Here is a 14,487-nt window from a genome sequence, read left to right on the forward strand (position 1 = left end):
GTAGCGCTTGTGCCAGAGTTGTGCCGCGGAGTTGCTTCCAGGAATTGCGGTCCGGAAATCTCCTGCGCGGATTACATGCCTGGAGGCGGCACTTCCGGGATCTGGTTGCGCAGGCTCAGGTTGATCATGTTCCAACCCTTGATGACGGAGATGGCGTAGGCCATTTCAGCCACTTCGGCTTCGCTGAAGTGCTCGCGCAGTTCGCCGTAGGCGGCGTCGGTGTCGTCCTTGTGCGGCAGGGCGTTCACGGCTTCGGCCCAGCCCAGCGCGGCGCGCTCGCGGGCGCTGAAGAAGGAGGCCGGGGCTTCGCGCCAGCCGGCGATGGCGTTCAGGTGGCGGTAGTCGGCGCCTTGTTTTACCAGGTCGCGCCAGTGCATGTCCACGCACACGCCGCAGCCATTGATCTGCGAGACGCGCAGGTTGATCAGCTCCACCAGGCGCGGGCCGAGCGAGCTTTGCTTGACGGCGGTGGACAGGGCTACCATGGCCTTCATCGGTGCATGGGCCAGGGTGAAGAACGGGATACGTGCGCTCATGATGGTCTCTCTTTCAGTGTGGGACGGCACCCAGTGTGCCGCCTTCATACTCATAAGACGGCGCCCGCCGCGCGCCTGTGACAGCTTTTGAGAACAAATTCCAAAAATCGGCAAAAACACTCACGAGGATGCGCAAATGGCGGCAGGGGATTGATTCATAATCGGCCATCCTCCGTCCGTCTTCAAGGTTACTCGTGGCCCGAACTTCCCCTGTTTTCCTGATCGCCGCCTGCTGGCTGGCCGTTCCCCTGCATGCCGCCGAAGTGCGCGACCTGTCCGGCCAGTGGCGCTTCGCCATGGACCGCAACGACGAGGGCATGGCCCGGGGCTGGTACAGCCGTGACCTGACCGGCAAGATCGCCATCCCCGGCATCCTGCAGGCGCAGGGGCAGGGCGACCCGATCACCGCCAAGACGCCGTGGGTGCTGTCCCTGTACGACAAGAACTGGGACCAGCGCGAGGACTACAAGCCGCATACGGAACCGGGCAAGGTGAAAGTGCCGTTTCTGTCCCAGCCGCCGCGCCACTATCTCGGCGCGGCCTGGTATCAGCGCGACGTGGAGGTGCCGGCGGCCTGGAAGGGCAAGCGCGTGGTGCTGTTCCTGGAACGGCCGCGCTGGGGTTCCACGGCCTGGGTGGACGATAAAAAGGCCGGCGCCAATCTGAGCCTGGTGGCCGAGCACGAGTACGACCTGGGCCAGCTGGCGCCCGGCAAGCACCGCGTGTCCGTCCGCGTGGACAACCGCATGCTGATGCCGTACCGGCCGGATGCGCACAGCGTGTCCGATTCGCTGGGCATGAGCTGGAACGGCATCATCGGCAAGGTGGAGCTGCGCGCCACCACGCCCGTGTGGCTGGACGACGCCCAAGCCTATCCGGATGTGCAGGACAAGTCTGTGCTGCTGAAAGTCCGCATCGGCAACGCGGCCGGCCGCGCGGGCAGCGGCGTGCTGACGGCCAATGGCGTGGCGCACAAGGTGAGCTGGGGCGAGGGCGGCGGCACCGCAGAAATCAAGGTGCAGTTCCCTGCTAATGCGCAGACCTGGGACGAATTCCATCCGGCGCTGCACAAGATCAGGCTGCAACTGAAGGGCGCCGCCGCCAGCGATAGCCGGGAAGTCAGCTTCGGCTTCGCCCGGATTGCCGCGCGCGGCAAGGACTTCGTGCTGAACGGCCGCACCTTGCTGCTGCGCGGCACCCACCACGGCGGCGACTTCCCGCTCACCGGCTATCCGCCCACCGACGTGGCCTACTGGCGCAAGATCTTCCAGATCAATAAGGACTGGGGCATCAACCATATCCGCTTCCACTCCTTCTGCCCGCCGGAAGCGGCCTTCCAGGCGGCGGACGAAGTGGGTATGTATTTGCAGCCGGAGCCCGGCATGTGGAACGAAGTCTCTCCCGGTACGGCCATGGAGAAGATGCTGTACGAAGAGACCGAGCGCATCATCCGCGCCTACGGCAACCACCCGTCCTTCCTGCTGCTCAGCCCAAGCAATGAACCCAAGGGCAACTGGAAGGCCGCCTTCGACAAGTGGATAGCGCACTACCGCGCGGCCGACCCGCGCCGCCTGTATTCCAACGGCACCGGCCACACCGAGAAGGAAGTGCCGGGCCTGGGCGAGGGCACGGACTTCCTGGCCATGCAGCGCATTGGCCCCAAGCCGCTGCGCGGCAACAAGGCCTGGTTCGGCAAGGACTACGGCGAATCGCTGGCGGACATCCACGTGCCGGTGCTGTCGCACGAGACCGGGCAGTGGGTGGCCTATCCCGACTTCAGCGTGATCGACAAATTCAAAGGCTATCTCCAGCCGGGCAACTACGAAATCTTCCGCGACTCGCTGGCCAGACACGGCATGGCCCACCGCAACAAGGACTTCGCCTACGCCTCCGGCAAGTTCCAGCTGAACAGCTACAAAGAAGACATCGAAGCCAACCTGCGCACGCCCGGCATGATGGGCTACCAGCTGCTGGACCTGCACGACTACCTCGGCCAAGGCACGGCGCTGGTTGGCCTGCTGGACACCTTCTGGGAGCCGAAAGGCTACGTCACGGCCAAGGAATTCCGCCGCTTCAACGGCCAGACCGTGCCGCTGGCGCGCGTGCCCAAGCGCGTCTACACGTCCAGCGAAACGCTGACGGCGGACGTGGAGATCGCGCACTTCGGCGAACGTCCGCTGGCCAACGCGCGCCCCTATTGGAAGCTGGTGGACGCCTCGGGCCAGGTGGCGGCCGGCGGCGACTTCCCGCAGCAAGCCGTCGCCATCGGCAAGAACATCAAGCTGGGCACGGTGCAGGCCGCGCTGTCCGCGCTGCCGGCGCCGCAGGCCTACAAACTGGTGGTCGGCCTGCACGGCATGGACGTGGAGAACGACTGGAGTATCTGGGTCTACCCGCAGCAGCAAGCCACGGCCGCGCCGGACGGCGTGCTGGTCACGCACAGCTGGCCGGCGGCCGAGGCCAGCCTGAACGCGGGCGGCAAAGTGCTCTACCTGCCGCTGGCGGCGGACCTGGACTGGAATTCGCCGCCGCTGGACACGGTGCCGGTGTTCTGGAACCGCCTGATGAGCCCCGCGTGGGGCCGCATGCTGGGCGTGTGGGTGGACCAGCGCCACCCCGCATTGTCGCAGTTCCCCACCGGGGCCTTCAATGACTGGCAGTGGAACGAGCTGGTGGCCAACACCCGCGCCGTCAACCTGGACCGGCTGCCGCAGGCGCTGCAGCCCATCGTGCAGCCGGTGGACGACTGGAACCGCAACTTCAAGCTAGGCCTGCTGTTCGAAGCCCGGGTCGGCGCGGGCAAGCTGATGGTGGCCAGCGTGGACCTGGAGCGCGACCTGGACCGCCGCGTGGTGGCGCGCCAGCTGCGCAAGTCGGTGCTCGACTACATGGCCGGCAGCGGCTTCAATCCGCAAGCCGAGCTGGCGGCGGCGCAGCTGCGCACCGTGCTGTTCGATACGCAGGTGATGAAGAAGCTGGGCGCCACGGCGTCAACGGCAGCCGGCGGGCGCGACGCCGCCAGCGCCATCGACGGCGATCCCAACACCTTCTGGAGCGCCGGCGGCAAGAACGGCGCCGCGCGCGAGCTGGCGCTGGCCTTCCCGCAGCCGGTGAGCTTCTCCGGCCTGGTGCTGATGCCGCGCCAGAACCACCGCGACCATGAAGGCGACGTGCGCGACTACGTCATCCACGTCAGCGACGACGGCGCCAACTGGCGCGAACTGAAGCGCGGCGCGCTGGTCTCCACCTTCGACGAGCAGAGCATCGACTTCGGCCAGGCCGTCACGGCCCGCCACCTGCGCTTTACCGCGCTGTCCGGCTTCGGCAGCGACACCAGCAGCGCCCTGGCCGAACTGGCCTTGCGCTACACCGGCCCGGCCTTGCCCGAAAATGCCGGACCGCTCACTTACAAGCGCGTGAAATCCGCCTCCAGCGACATCGACGAAAACCTGCCCGAGGAGAAGAAAAAGCCGGCGCGCTGACAGCGCCCTGGACAGTCCCCTGTCCACCTGGGCAGGACCAGGCAAGGCCAGGCAAGGCAAGGCCACACTATGCCCTGGCCAAGGTCTTCGGCTTCGACCGCGCCACCGCCAGATAAGCCACCGCCGCCACTCCCAGCGCCGCCACGATGGCCGACGTGCTGCGCGAGAAGCCCAGCACCGTGTTGAGCGCCACCTTGCCCGCCTGCGGCGCCAGCAGCTGCATGCGGCGGCTGGTCATTTGCGCGCCCAGCTCGTTCAGGCGCTGCTGGCCGATGCGGCGCTCCGCTTCCGGCAGCAGCACCGTTTCCTCGTCGGCCACGTGATGCATCACTTCGCGCATCAGCTGCGGCAGCAGGCGGTCCAGCGCGGTGCTGTCGGCGCCGGCGCGGCGGATGTCGCCAATGATCTGGCGCATCGTATTGTGCTCGGGCACGCTCTTGTGCAGCACGGGTTCGCCGATGCCCAGCTCGCGCAACACCGGGTAGAAAATTTCCTCTTCCAGCCGGGCATGAATTTCCAGCGCCGAACACACCGTTTCCGCCAGCGCCTTCTTTACCCTGGCCGGCTTGCCGGCGGTGTATTGGTGGAAGGTGACCAGCACGTGCGAGTGGTCGAAGCGGATCATGTCCGTGATGGTCGGACTCAAAGATTGAAGACGGAACATTTGCTTTCCTTTCGAAAAAATGGGAACAAGGGACAGCGGTGCCAAGCCAGCATGGCACCGCGCGCGCCTCGCTTCTGTTAGCCTGTTCACATAGTTTTGTGGACGCAGCGGCGCGAACGAATGCGCTGTGGCCGGGTCGAACCCGGCAGGGCAGCGGGAGGGCACTATGCACGTGGTTGATGTGACGATGCTGTACGCAGGCGCCGGCGGTGGCGTCAGCACCTATCTGGACGCCAAGGCGCGCTGGCTGCATGGGCACAGCGGCGTACGCCACACCATCGCCAGTCCCAATTTGCCGCCGCACGCCGGCGTGCTGGCCAGCGCGGGTCCGCCGTACACGGCCGCGCTGCCGGGGCTGGCCTTGCCCGGCCTGGGTGGCTACCGCTTGCCGCGCTCTGCCGACAGCGCCGCCCGCGTGCTGGCCTCGCTGCAGCCCGACCTGATCGAAGCCGGCGACGCCGGCCCCTGCGCCTGGGCCGCGTTGCGCGCGCGCCAGCGCCTGCAGGTGCCGGTGCTGGCCTTCTTCCATTCCGACTTGCCGCAGCTGGTGCGGCGCCGCTTCGGCCCCGTTGCCGGCCGCATGGCGGGCCGCTACGTGCAGCGCCTGTACCGCGAGTGCGACCTGTTGCTGGCGCCCAGCGCGGCCATGGTGCGCCGCCTGGGCGAACTGGGCCTGCATGCCGCGCAGCAGCCGCTCGGCATCGACACCAGCATCTACACGCCGGAGCGGCGCGATCCCGGCCTGCGCGCCGAGCTGGGCTTGCCGCCGTCGGCGCGGCTGCTGGTGTACGCCGGCCGCTTCAGCGCAGGCAAGCGGCTCGACGTGCTTACCAGCGCCGTCAAGCGCCTCGGCCCGCCGTACCACCTGCTGATGGTGGGCGGGCGCAGCCGGCGCCGCTGCGGCGCGGTGACGGAGCTGCCGTTCCAGCCCAACCCGCGCGCGCTGGCGCGCCTGCTGGCCAGCTGCGATGCGCTGGTGCATCCCGGCGACCGGGAAACCTTCGGGCTGGTGGTGCTGGAGGCCATGGCCTGCGGCGTGCCGGCCGTGGTCACCAGCGGCGGCGCGGTGGCCGAACTGCTGGACGAGGGCGCCGGCGTGGTGGTCGAGCCGGGCAGCGCCGCCGCACTGTGCGAGGGCGTGGACGCGCTGTATCGGCAAGGCGTGGCGCAGATGGGCGAACAGGCGCGGCGCACGGCCTGCCCGCGCTATGACTGGGACCGCATCCTGCCGCAGTTGCTGGCCCGCTACCGCGCGCTGCTGGCGCCGGAGGACGCCCGTGCCAGCCAGTGAGGCGCGCGCGCTGTGCGTGTCCATCCACGACGTGGCGCCTGCCACCTGGGCGGACTGCCTGCGCCTGTGGCAGGCGGTGCAGGCGGTGGCCGACATTCCGTTGACCTGGCTGGTGGTGCCGCGCTTCCATGGTGACCCGGCCTCGCCGCCGGAATACGAGGCCGGGCTGGAGCGCGTACTGGCGCGCGGCCACGAGCTGGCGCTGCACGGCTATCGCCACCTGGACACGGGACCGCCGCCGCGCACGCCGCGCGAACTGTTCTGGCGCCGCCTGTTCACGCAGGGCGAGGGCGAGTTCGCCGCGCTGCGGGTGGAGCAGGCCCGGCGGCGCCTGCGGCTGGGACAGGACTGGTTCGCCCAGCGCGGCTGGCCGCTGCAGGGCTTCGTGCCGCCGGCCTGGCTGCTGGGCGAGGGCGCCTGGGCCGCGCTGCGCGAGACGCCGCTGCGCTACACCACCACGCTGGGCGCCTTCCACTGCCTGGACGGTCCCGCCGTGCCGGCCCTGTCGCTGGTGTACACCGCGCGCAACGGCGCCGGGCGCTACTGTTCGCGGCTGGCACTGGACCTGATGCGGCGCCGCCAGGCCGGCCAGCCGCTGGTCCGCCTCAGCCTGCACCCGCGCGACGCCCGCCATCCCGAATTGCTGCGCCACATGCAAGGCCTGCTTGCGGCCTTGCTGGACGCGCGCCAGCCGCAGACCAAGGCCGCGTTCGCGGAAACGGTTGTGGCCGGATTGCATTTTCGCTAGGATGTATAAGAAAAACCGGGGAGGGAACATGCTTGCGTCCGCCATGCCTGCCAACGAAGCAACGCGCGTCGCCACGCTCAACGCCATGCCGCTGCTCGACGCCGGTCCCGACGAACGCTTCGACCGCCTGACCCGGCTGGCCAAGCGCCTGTTCCAGGTGCCCATCGCCAAGGTCACGCTGGTGGCATCGGATTCGGTGTTCTCTCTGTCCTGTTCCGGCCCGCTGGGCGAACCGGTGCCGCGCGAAGTGTCGTTTTGCAGCCACGCCATCCTCGGCGACGACATCATGCAGGTGCCGGACGCGCTGCTCGACGAGCGTTTCCACGACAGCCCGCTGGTGCTGGGCGAACCGCATGTGCGTTTCTACGCCGGCTGCCCGCTGTTTGCGCCGAACGGCTGCAAGCTCGGCACGCTGTGCCTGCTGGACCACCAGCCGCGCACCCTGGGCGAGGAGGATATTGCTCTACTGCATGATCTGGCCGCCATGGTGCAGCAGGAAATGGCGGCCGTGCAGATGGCCACCATGGACGAGCTGACCAAGCTGTCCAACCGGCGCGGTTTCGAGATGCTGGCGCAGCAGGCCATCCACGTGTGCCGCCGCTTGGGCAAGGCGGCTTCGCTGTTGTTCTTCGACCTCAACCATTTCAAGCAGATCAACGACACGCGCGGCCACGCCGAGGGCGACCGCGCCCTGGCCACGTTCTCGGACGTGCTGCGCCATGTGTTCCGCAATAGCGACCTGATCGGCAGGATGGGCGGGGACGAGTTCGTTACGCTGCTGCTGGACGCGAGCCAGGCCGACACCCAGGCCGCGATCGAGCGGCTGCGCGCGGCGCTGGCGCTGCGCAATGCCGAGGAGCAGCGCGGCTACGACATCGTGTTCAGCGTGGGCCAGGTGGATTTCGACCCGCGCCGGCACGACACCATCGCCCGCATGCTGGCCGACGGCGACGCCGAAATGTACCGCAACAAGGCGGCCATGCGGGCGCAGCGGCTGCGTCAATAGCTGTGTCTATAGCGGCGTCGGTAGCGCAATCCCTTAGCAGGCTCAGGCGAAGCAGGAACCCCAGCCGCGCTGGATTTCCAGTTTGGCATGCTGGATGGCGGCGTCCACCGCCAGTGCGCTGTTGGAGAAGGCATGCACGCGCGGCGTGCACCAGCTGGTCTTTCGGTTGCCGCGGGAAACCCGGAACTGCGGCCGCCATTCCGTACCCATCTGGACGGCGGTCGCTTCTATCATGAAGTTGCGGAAAGTGGCTTGCTGTATGGTTCCGGTTTTCATGGTGTTCTCCCTGTAGGACGCCATGGTCGCGCAAGCCGGGCGCGACGTCGGTGCGCAAGCGCACATAGGAATATGCTTAATCCATCCGCTTCAGCATCGCCCTGACTTCATCGGCCTGGGCGAACTGCATATCGCCCGCCATCAGGTGCTGCAATTCCTTGCGCGCGCCGTCCTTGTTGCCGGTCTTGTACAGCCCCATGGCCACGTGGTAGCGGATGTCGCGCGCCTTCGGCGCCAGCGCGCTGGCCTTCTGCAGGATGGCCAGGCCGCGCCCGGCGTCGCCCTGCTCGACCAGTATCCAGCCCAGCGTGTCCATCACGGCCGGCTGGTTGCCCGCCAGCTGCACCGCCTGCTCGGCCACGGGCAGGGCGCGCGCGTCCTTGAGCTGCTGATAAGTCCAGGCCTGGTTGTTGAGCGCCTGCACATTTTTCGGCTCCATGCCGAGCACGGCTTCCAGCTGCTGGGCGGCCGGCTGGTACTGCTTGTCCGCCATCAGCATTTCTGCGCGGAACAGCAAGGCGCGCACGTCTTTCGGATGCTGCTGCAGCCACTGGGCCATGCGCGCCTCGGCTTCCTTGTGCCGGCCCGCCAGGCGCAGGCCGTTGACGGTTTTGACCAGCAGTTCATTGGTTTTGGCGTTGGCCCACGCCTGCTCGTAGGCGGGCAGGGCCAGCGCCGGGCGGTTCTGGTTCACCAGCACGTCGCCCTCCAGCTGGAAGCCGGCCGCCGCCTTCGGATATGTGCGCTGCAGCTGGCGCGCCATCAGCACGGCCAGTTCATGCTGGCCGTTGCGCACGTACAGCTCGGCCTGCGCCACTTGCGCCGCCGGAAAGTCCGGCTGCAGCGCCAGCGCGGTTTTCAGCTGGTCTTCCGCGGCGGCCGTATTGTTGAGCAGCATGTGCAGCGCCGCCACTTGCATGTGCACCTGCGCCGAGCGGGGCGCGGCGGCGGCCAGCTTCTTGTACGTCTCCAGCGCGCCCACCATTTCGCCGCTGGCGATCTGGCTCTTGCCCAGCAGGTCCAGCAGGTCCGGGTCGCTTGGATTGGCCACTTGCACCTTGCGCGCCAGCGACAGCGCCTTCTGCTTCTCGCCGATGAGCAGGTAGTGGGTGAGCAGCCGCACGGCCGGCGCCACGGCGTCCGGATAGGCCGCCGCGCCTTGCTCCAGCCAGTGCGTGGCATCCTGCTTGTCGCCGGTGCTAGAGGCCAGCGTGGCCAGCGCCGTCATGGCTTCCAGGCTGGTCTTGTTCTTGTCGAGGAAGGCTGTCAGGTGCTGGCGCGCGGCGGCCGGCTGCTTGCCGGCCACGTCCAGCTGGGCCAGGTTGGCCACGGCCGGGAAGTAGGCCGGGTCCAGCTGCAGTGCCTTCTCGAAGCTGGCGCGGGCGCGCGCGGCGTCCTGCTTGCCGAGGTAGACCATGCCTTTCAGGTCCTGCACGGCGGCCACGTCCGGCTGTTCCTTTTCCAGCGCCAGGACGGCAGTGTAGGCCCGGTCGAAGTGCTGCAGCGCCAGCTCGGTGCGCACCAGCGACATGCCGGCGTGTTTGGACTTGGCGTCCAGCCGCGTGGCCGCGTGCAGGTCGTCCAGCGCCTGCGCGCTGTCGCCCTTGCCCAGCTTGCTCAAGCCGAGCTGGGTGCGCAGGTTGGCCGCCTTGGGGTCGAGTTCGCTGGCCCTGGCAAAGAACTCGGCCGCCTTGTTGAAGTCGCGCGCCTGCATGTAGGACTCGCCAGCCAGCGCCAGTACCTGCACGTCGTCCCTGGTGGTCTTGATGGCTGGCGTGAGCACGGCGAGCGCGTCCGGCGACTGGCCGGTGCGCAGCAGCACGCTGGCCAGCATCTTGCGGGCATACATGTTCTCGGGGTGGGCTTTCAGGTACACGCGCAAGTGCTTCTCGGCGGCCGGCAGCAGGTCCAGGCTGTAATCGACGGCGCCGGCCAGCAGCACGCTGGGCATGTGCTCGGGGGCCGAGTTCAGCACCAGTTGCAGGCCTTCCTTGGCGTCCGAGTGCTTGCCGCGCGAGAAATCCAGCAGCGCCTGCGTGTAAGTCACCAGCAAGCTGTGGGGCGTGGTCTCGGCAGCGGCCTTCAGGTCGGCCTGGGCGCCGGCGAACTGGCCGGTGGCGATCTGCAGATAGGCTTTTTCCACGTGGGCGGTGCGGTGCAGGGGATTGACGGCCAGTGCCTTGTCGTACATGGCCAGCGCCTGCGCGGACTGCTGCTGGGCGCGCAGCAGGTCGCCCATGAACATCAAGGCTTCGGTGCTGCCGGGCGCTGCCGCCAGCGCCTGGTCGGCATACTTGCGCGCGGCGTCCGCGCCTTCTTCCAGGAAGGCCACGCGGCCCAGGCCGATCAGCGCCGCAGGGAAGCCGGGCTTCTGCGCCAGCACGCTGGCGAACAGCTGCCGGGCTTCGCCGCGCTGGTTCATGGCCAGGTAGGCGTCGGCGCGCACGCACAGCAGGGCCGGGTCCTGGCCGGCGGCCGCCGCGTCGGTTTCCGCCAGCGCTTTCTTGAATTCGCCCTGCATCACGAGCGCCTTGCCCAGCACGGGCAGGGTGTGCGCGGGGGCGTAGCCGAGCGTGATGGCACGGCGGATTTCCTTCTCCGCCGACAGCGCTTCGCCGGTGTCGATGTACACCAGGGCCAACGCGTAGCGGGCGTCCGCATCCACCGGATCTGCTTCGACCGCATTCTTCAGCTCGATGCGCGCCGCGCTGAGCTTGCCCTGCTGGTGCAACACCTTGGCCTGGGCGATTTGCGCGGCCGTGGAGTGCTGCTTGCAGCCGCCCAAGGCGCCGCTCAAGCCGGCCAGCGCTACAGCCACGGCTGCCAATTTGTTGGTTCGGTGTAACATATTTTCCCGGAAGATAAAAATGCGGCGCCGATATGTTGGCACGCCGGCCGTTCTACAGCAATATGCCTGTTGCGGAGCAGAATGTGAACTGTCGGTTTTTTTTACACTTTAATGCGCTTTGGAAATTGGCAGAGCGATAAGCTACTGATTTTAAAGATCTGTATCCGCACGGCACGGATAATGCTCTTAGGAATTGTCAGTTTATGCGGGAAATATCATGAAAAGAATGTTCAGTACGATGGGCTGCTCGCTCCTCGCCGCGCTGGTGCTGCTTGCCGCGCCCGCAGCGCAGGCCGGCGCCATCTCGGACACCGGCACGAATGCCTATTGGGGCTCGAATGCGCACGGCAGCGGCGACGTGATCGGCGCGGCCATGTACGACATCAGCGGCGCCACCATTACGCGCGTGGGCAGCGTGCTGACCATCACCATCGCCACGGCGTTTGCCGGCCACGCGGGCGCGGATCCCTGGACTGATCCGGGTCCCGTGGGGCAGGCCGGCATCGCCTACGGCGACCTGTTCCTGGCCTCGGCCTGGAACCCGAAAGTCGTCGCCGGTGACACCCACTACCTGAGCGACAACGCCAGCACTGGCACCAAGTGGCAGTGGGGCTTCAGCCTGAACAACCGCTGGAGCAACACCGGCGGCACCTTCCAGCTGTACAACCTGGGCGGCACCGCCAACGCGCAAAACATCCTCAACTCGGAAGACGTGCTGAACTGCTCGCAGCCGTGCACCTACCGCGACGGCCAGGCCGCGCAGGTGAAGACCAGCGGCTCGTCCACCGCCGTGGCGCAGGCCGGCAAGACCGGCACCTGGACCGTAACGGCCGACCAGAAGCTGACCTTCACCCTGGACATGACCGGCACCAGCCTGATCAACCTGTCCGCCTTCGCCATGCACTGGGGCGAGACCTGCCAGAACGACGTGATCGAAGGCTTCGCCCGCGTGGTGCCGCTGCCGGGCAGCGCGCCGCTGCTGGCGATCGGCCTTGGCGCCATGGTCTGGCTGCGCCGCCGCCAGGGTGCGCGGGCCTGAGGTTGCCCCAATCTGTTATACTGCCGGACCCTGCAGCAGCCCACCAAGCGTGGGCTGTTTTATTTTCAGCCGTCCGCAAGCATCCATGAACGCTATTCGCAACAACCTCTTGGCCGGGCTTACCACGTCCTTCGCGCTGGTGCCCGAATGCATCGCCTTTGCCCTGGTGGCCCAGCTCAATCCCCTGATGGGCTTGTACGGCGCTTTCTTCATCTGCACCGTCACCGCGCTGTGCGGCGGCCGGCCCGGCATGATTTCGGGTGCGGCGGGCTCGATGGCGGTGGTGATCGTGGCACTGGTGGCGCAGCACGGCGCGCAATACCTGCTGGCCACGGTGGTGCTGGGCGGTGTGCTGATGGCGCTGTTCGGCCTGCTGCGCATGGGGGCGCTGATCCGCATGGTGCCGCATCCGGTAATGCTGGGTTTCGTCAACGGCCTGGCCATCATCATCGCCGGCGCGCAGCTGGAACACTTCAAGCTGGACGGCCACTGGCTGCAGGGCGCGCCGCTGCTGCTGATGGCGGGCCTGGTGGCGCTCACCATGGCGGTGGTGTGGCTGCTGCCCAGGCTGACCCGGGCCGTGCCGCCGGCGCTGGCCGCCATCGCCGGCGTGGGCCTGCTGACGGCGCTGCTTGGCCTGCCCACCCGCACCCTGGGCGACATGGCCCACATGGCAGGCGGCCTGCCGGCTTTCCACTTGCCCTCCGTGCCGCTGACGCTGGACACGCTGCGCATCATCCTGCCGTACGCGGTGCTGATGTCCATGGTCGGCCTGCTGGAAACGCTGCTCACCTTCAACCTCACCGACGACATCACCGGCACCCAGGGCCAGGCCAACCGCGAATGCGTGGCGCTGGGCGCGGCCAACGTGGTGTCCGGCCTGTTCGGCGGCATGGGCGGCTGCGCCATGATAGGCCAGACCATGATCAACCTCGGCTCGGGCGGGCGCACGCGCCTGTCCGGCGCCGTGGCGGGCGTGATGATCTTGCTGTTTATCCTGTTCCTGTCGCCGTGGATCGAGCGCATTCCGCTGGCGGCGCTGGTGGGCGTGATGTTCGTGGTGGCGCAGCAGACGTTCGCCTGGGGTTCGCTGCGCGTGCTGGGCAAGGTGCCGCGCCACGACGCGCTGGTGATCGTGGCCGTGACCGGCATTACGGTGGCCACGGACCTGGCGACGGCAGTGATGTGCGGGATCGTGATCGCCGCGCTGAGCTTTGCGTGGCAGCATGCGCGCGACATCCGCGCCGATGTGGACGACACCGTGGCCGGCCAGCGCACCTACACGCCGCACGGCACGCTGTTCTTCGCGTCCACCACCCACTTCCAGGAACTGTTCGTGCCGGCGGACGATCCGCACGCCGTGGTGGTGGACTGCCGCCACCTGCGCCTGGCGGACCATTCCGCCATAGCCGCGCTGGAGGCGCTGGCCGAGCGCTACGCCCGGGCCGGCAAGGCGCTGCGGCTGGCGCAGCTGTCGCCGCGCTGCCAGCTGCTGCTGGCGCGGGCGGGTTCCTCAGCCCTTGCGTGAGCCGGCCGCCAGCACGGCGGCGCCGGCGGCGATGGCCGCAATGCTGGCCCACAGCGGAATATTGACGGTTTCCTTTTCCTGCACCGCCAGGGCGATCGGACCCAGGCTGGCCTTGTGGGTTTCCTTGGTAAAGCTGATGCTCCCGAACGCAATGCCGGCAATGCCGCACACGATGAGGATGGCGCCGATGAGTTTGATGGTGTTCATAGTTTTCTCCCAGTGGATTATTTTTTGACTACAGGCACATGATGCGCGCAGTCAACTAACTCATCTGTACGCCACCGCACATGCCGAGCGACTTGTAAATATGGCATTGTTATGTGGTAATATCTCGGCATGAACAAACCTAACCTGGTAAGCAGCGCCGCGGCGCTGGTGGTGGCCGCGCTGTGCGCCGGCTGCGTTGCGGTCATGCCTCCTCCCGGGGGCGGTGCAGGCAGCAGCCATAGCGGCAGTCACAGCAGCAGTAACGCGCCGGCTTTCTGCCAGGTCTCGGCCAGCGGCAAGGCCGTGGCCTGCGGCGCCAACGCCCCGTTTTGCCAGCAATCGGCCGACGGCGGCGCCGTGGCCTGCGGCGGCAAGGCGCCGTTCTGCGAGAGCTCGTCGGACGGCAAGCAGGTGGCCTGCGGCGGCGAGGCGCCGTTCTGCGCCAAGTCCCCGGACGGCAAACAGGTCGCCTGCGGCGGCAAGGCGCCGTTCTGCGAACAGTCCGGCGACGGGCAAAAGGTCGCTTGCGGGGGCGGCAAGGCGTTGTAGAATGCCTGCATTTGCTACTACAGGTCTCGCCATGAACACCATCTTCGCCGCTCCCGTTTTCGACGCCACCGTGATCTACGAAGGCAATGAACTGTTCAAAGGGCAGGGCGCGGCCCGCATGTGGGCCGAGAAGCTGGCCAAGGAGCTGGAGACCCCCATCGACGTGCGCAAGATCGGCACCGGCTGGGTATTGTGCGGGACCGTGGACGGCGCCGACTGCATCTGGGGCATCCACGGCCAGCGCCTGAAGCGCATCGAAGCGCAGGGCTGAGCCGCGTCCTGCGGCTCGGTACGCTCGCGCACAGACGCGCTC

At 67.6% G+C, this 14,487-nt stretch carries 13 protein-coding genes and 1 pseudogene; 9 read left to right on the forward strand and 5 right to left on the reverse strand.

The features are described from left to right. Positions 1-71: 71 nt before the first annotated feature. The gene (locus tag ACFJI2_RS07395) at positions 72-536 is read right to left on the reverse strand and encodes a carboxymuconolactone decarboxylase family protein (protein WP_107871747.1); all 465 of its coding nucleotides are present in this window, start codon (positions 534-536) and stop codon (positions 72-74) included. 194 nt (positions 537-730) lie between these two features. On the opposite strand from ACFJI2_RS07395, the gene ACFJI2_RS07400 reads away from it, so the two are divergent. Beyond that, positions 731-4,018 (forward strand): discoidin domain-containing protein, encoded by a 3,288-nt coding sequence (locus tag ACFJI2_RS07400; RefSeq protein ID WP_377704422.1) that lies wholly within the window; start codon positions 731-733, stop codon positions 4,016-4,018. Between the two features lie 67 nt (positions 4,019-4,085). Here ACFJI2_RS07400 and ACFJI2_RS07405 read toward each other — a convergent pair whose 3' ends face one another. Further along, the gene (locus tag ACFJI2_RS07405) at positions 4,086-4,682 is read right to left on the reverse strand and encodes a hemerythrin domain-containing protein (protein WP_377704423.1); all 597 of its coding nucleotides are present in this window, start codon (positions 4,680-4,682) and stop codon (positions 4,086-4,088) included. Positions 4,683-4,848: 166 nt separating this feature from the next. On the opposite strand from ACFJI2_RS07405, the gene ACFJI2_RS07410 reads away from it, so the two are divergent. The 3 genes from ACFJI2_RS07410 to ACFJI2_RS07420 are packed head-to-tail and all read left to right on the forward strand — an operon-like array spanning position 4,849 to position 7,727. Further along, on the forward strand, positions 4,849-5,973 hold the full coding sequence (locus ACFJI2_RS07410; RefSeq protein ID WP_377704424.1) for a glycosyltransferase: 1,125 nt from the start codon (positions 4,849-4,851) through the stop codon (positions 5,971-5,973). Further along, complete coding sequence (locus ACFJI2_RS07415; RefSeq protein WP_377704425.1) at positions 5,960-6,721, forward strand: DUF2334 domain-containing protein; 762 nt, start codon at positions 5,960-5,962, stop codon at positions 6,719-6,721. The genes ACFJI2_RS07410 and ACFJI2_RS07415 overlap by 14 nt, the downstream gene beginning before the upstream one ends. A 28-nt stretch (positions 6,722-6,749) precedes the next feature. Continuing rightward, complete coding sequence (locus tag ACFJI2_RS07420; RefSeq protein WP_377704426.1) at positions 6,750-7,727, forward strand: sensor domain-containing diguanylate cyclase; 978 nt, start codon at positions 6,750-6,752, stop codon at positions 7,725-7,727. A gap of 42 nt (positions 7,728-7,769) precedes the next feature. Here ACFJI2_RS07420 and ACFJI2_RS07425 read toward each other — a convergent pair whose 3' ends face one another. Beyond that, positions 7,770-8,003, reverse strand: a complete 234-nt coding sequence (locus ACFJI2_RS07425) for a hypothetical protein (RefSeq protein ID WP_132375574.1) — start codon at positions 8,001-8,003, stop codon at positions 7,770-7,772. Positions 8,004-8,005: 2 nt separating this feature from the next. On the opposite strand from ACFJI2_RS07425, the pseudogene ACFJI2_RS07430 reads away from it, so the two are divergent. Continuing rightward, positions 8,006-8,071: pseudogene (locus tag ACFJI2_RS07430) on the forward strand (hypothetical protein); the annotation flags it as partial. A gap of 8 nt (positions 8,072-8,079) precedes the next feature. Here ACFJI2_RS07430 and prsT read toward each other — a convergent pair. Continuing rightward, positions 8,080-10,851, reverse strand: a complete 2,772-nt coding sequence (gene prsT, locus ACFJI2_RS07435) for an XrtA/PEP-CTERM system TPR-repeat protein PrsT (RefSeq protein WP_377704427.1) — start codon at positions 10,849-10,851, stop codon at positions 8,080-8,082. 217 nt (positions 10,852-11,068) lie between these two features. On the opposite strand from prsT, the gene ACFJI2_RS07440 reads away from it, so the two are divergent. After that, complete coding sequence (locus tag ACFJI2_RS07440; protein ID WP_377704428.1) at positions 11,069-11,890, forward strand: VPLPA-CTERM sorting domain-containing protein; 822 nt, start codon at positions 11,069-11,071, stop codon at positions 11,888-11,890. A gap of 85 nt (positions 11,891-11,975) precedes the next feature. Then, the gene (locus ACFJI2_RS07445) at positions 11,976-13,418 is read left to right on the forward strand and encodes a SulP family inorganic anion transporter (RefSeq protein ID WP_377704429.1); all 1,443 of its coding nucleotides are present in this window, start codon (positions 11,976-11,978) and stop codon (positions 13,416-13,418) included. Here the strand turns inward: ACFJI2_RS07445 and ACFJI2_RS07450 are convergent. After that, complete coding sequence (locus ACFJI2_RS07450; protein ID WP_377704430.1) at positions 13,404-13,625, reverse strand: hypothetical protein; 222 nt, start codon at positions 13,623-13,625, stop codon at positions 13,404-13,406. The genes ACFJI2_RS07445 and ACFJI2_RS07450 overlap by 15 nt on opposite strands. Positions 13,626-13,754: 129 nt before the next feature. Between ACFJI2_RS07450 and ACFJI2_RS07455 the strand changes: the two genes are divergently transcribed. Together ACFJI2_RS07455 and ACFJI2_RS07460 are read left to right on the forward strand one after the other, a co-directional pair. Then, a complete protein-coding gene (locus ACFJI2_RS07455; RefSeq protein ID WP_377704431.1) occupies positions 13,755-14,174 on the forward strand; it encodes a hypothetical protein in 420 nt (139 codons plus the stop codon). Positions 14,175-14,205: 31 nt separating this feature from the next. Beyond that, a complete protein-coding gene (locus tag ACFJI2_RS07460; RefSeq protein ID WP_056396048.1) occupies positions 14,206-14,445 on the forward strand; it encodes a hypothetical protein in 240 nt (79 codons plus the stop codon). The last annotated feature ends 42 nt before the right edge of the window (positions 14,446-14,487 follow it).

It is taken from the genome of Pseudoduganella sp. UC29_71, assembly GCF_042693265.1.
In the GTDB taxonomy this organism is placed as follows: domain Bacteria; phylum Pseudomonadota; class Gammaproteobacteria; order Burkholderiales; family Burkholderiaceae_D; genus Rugamonas.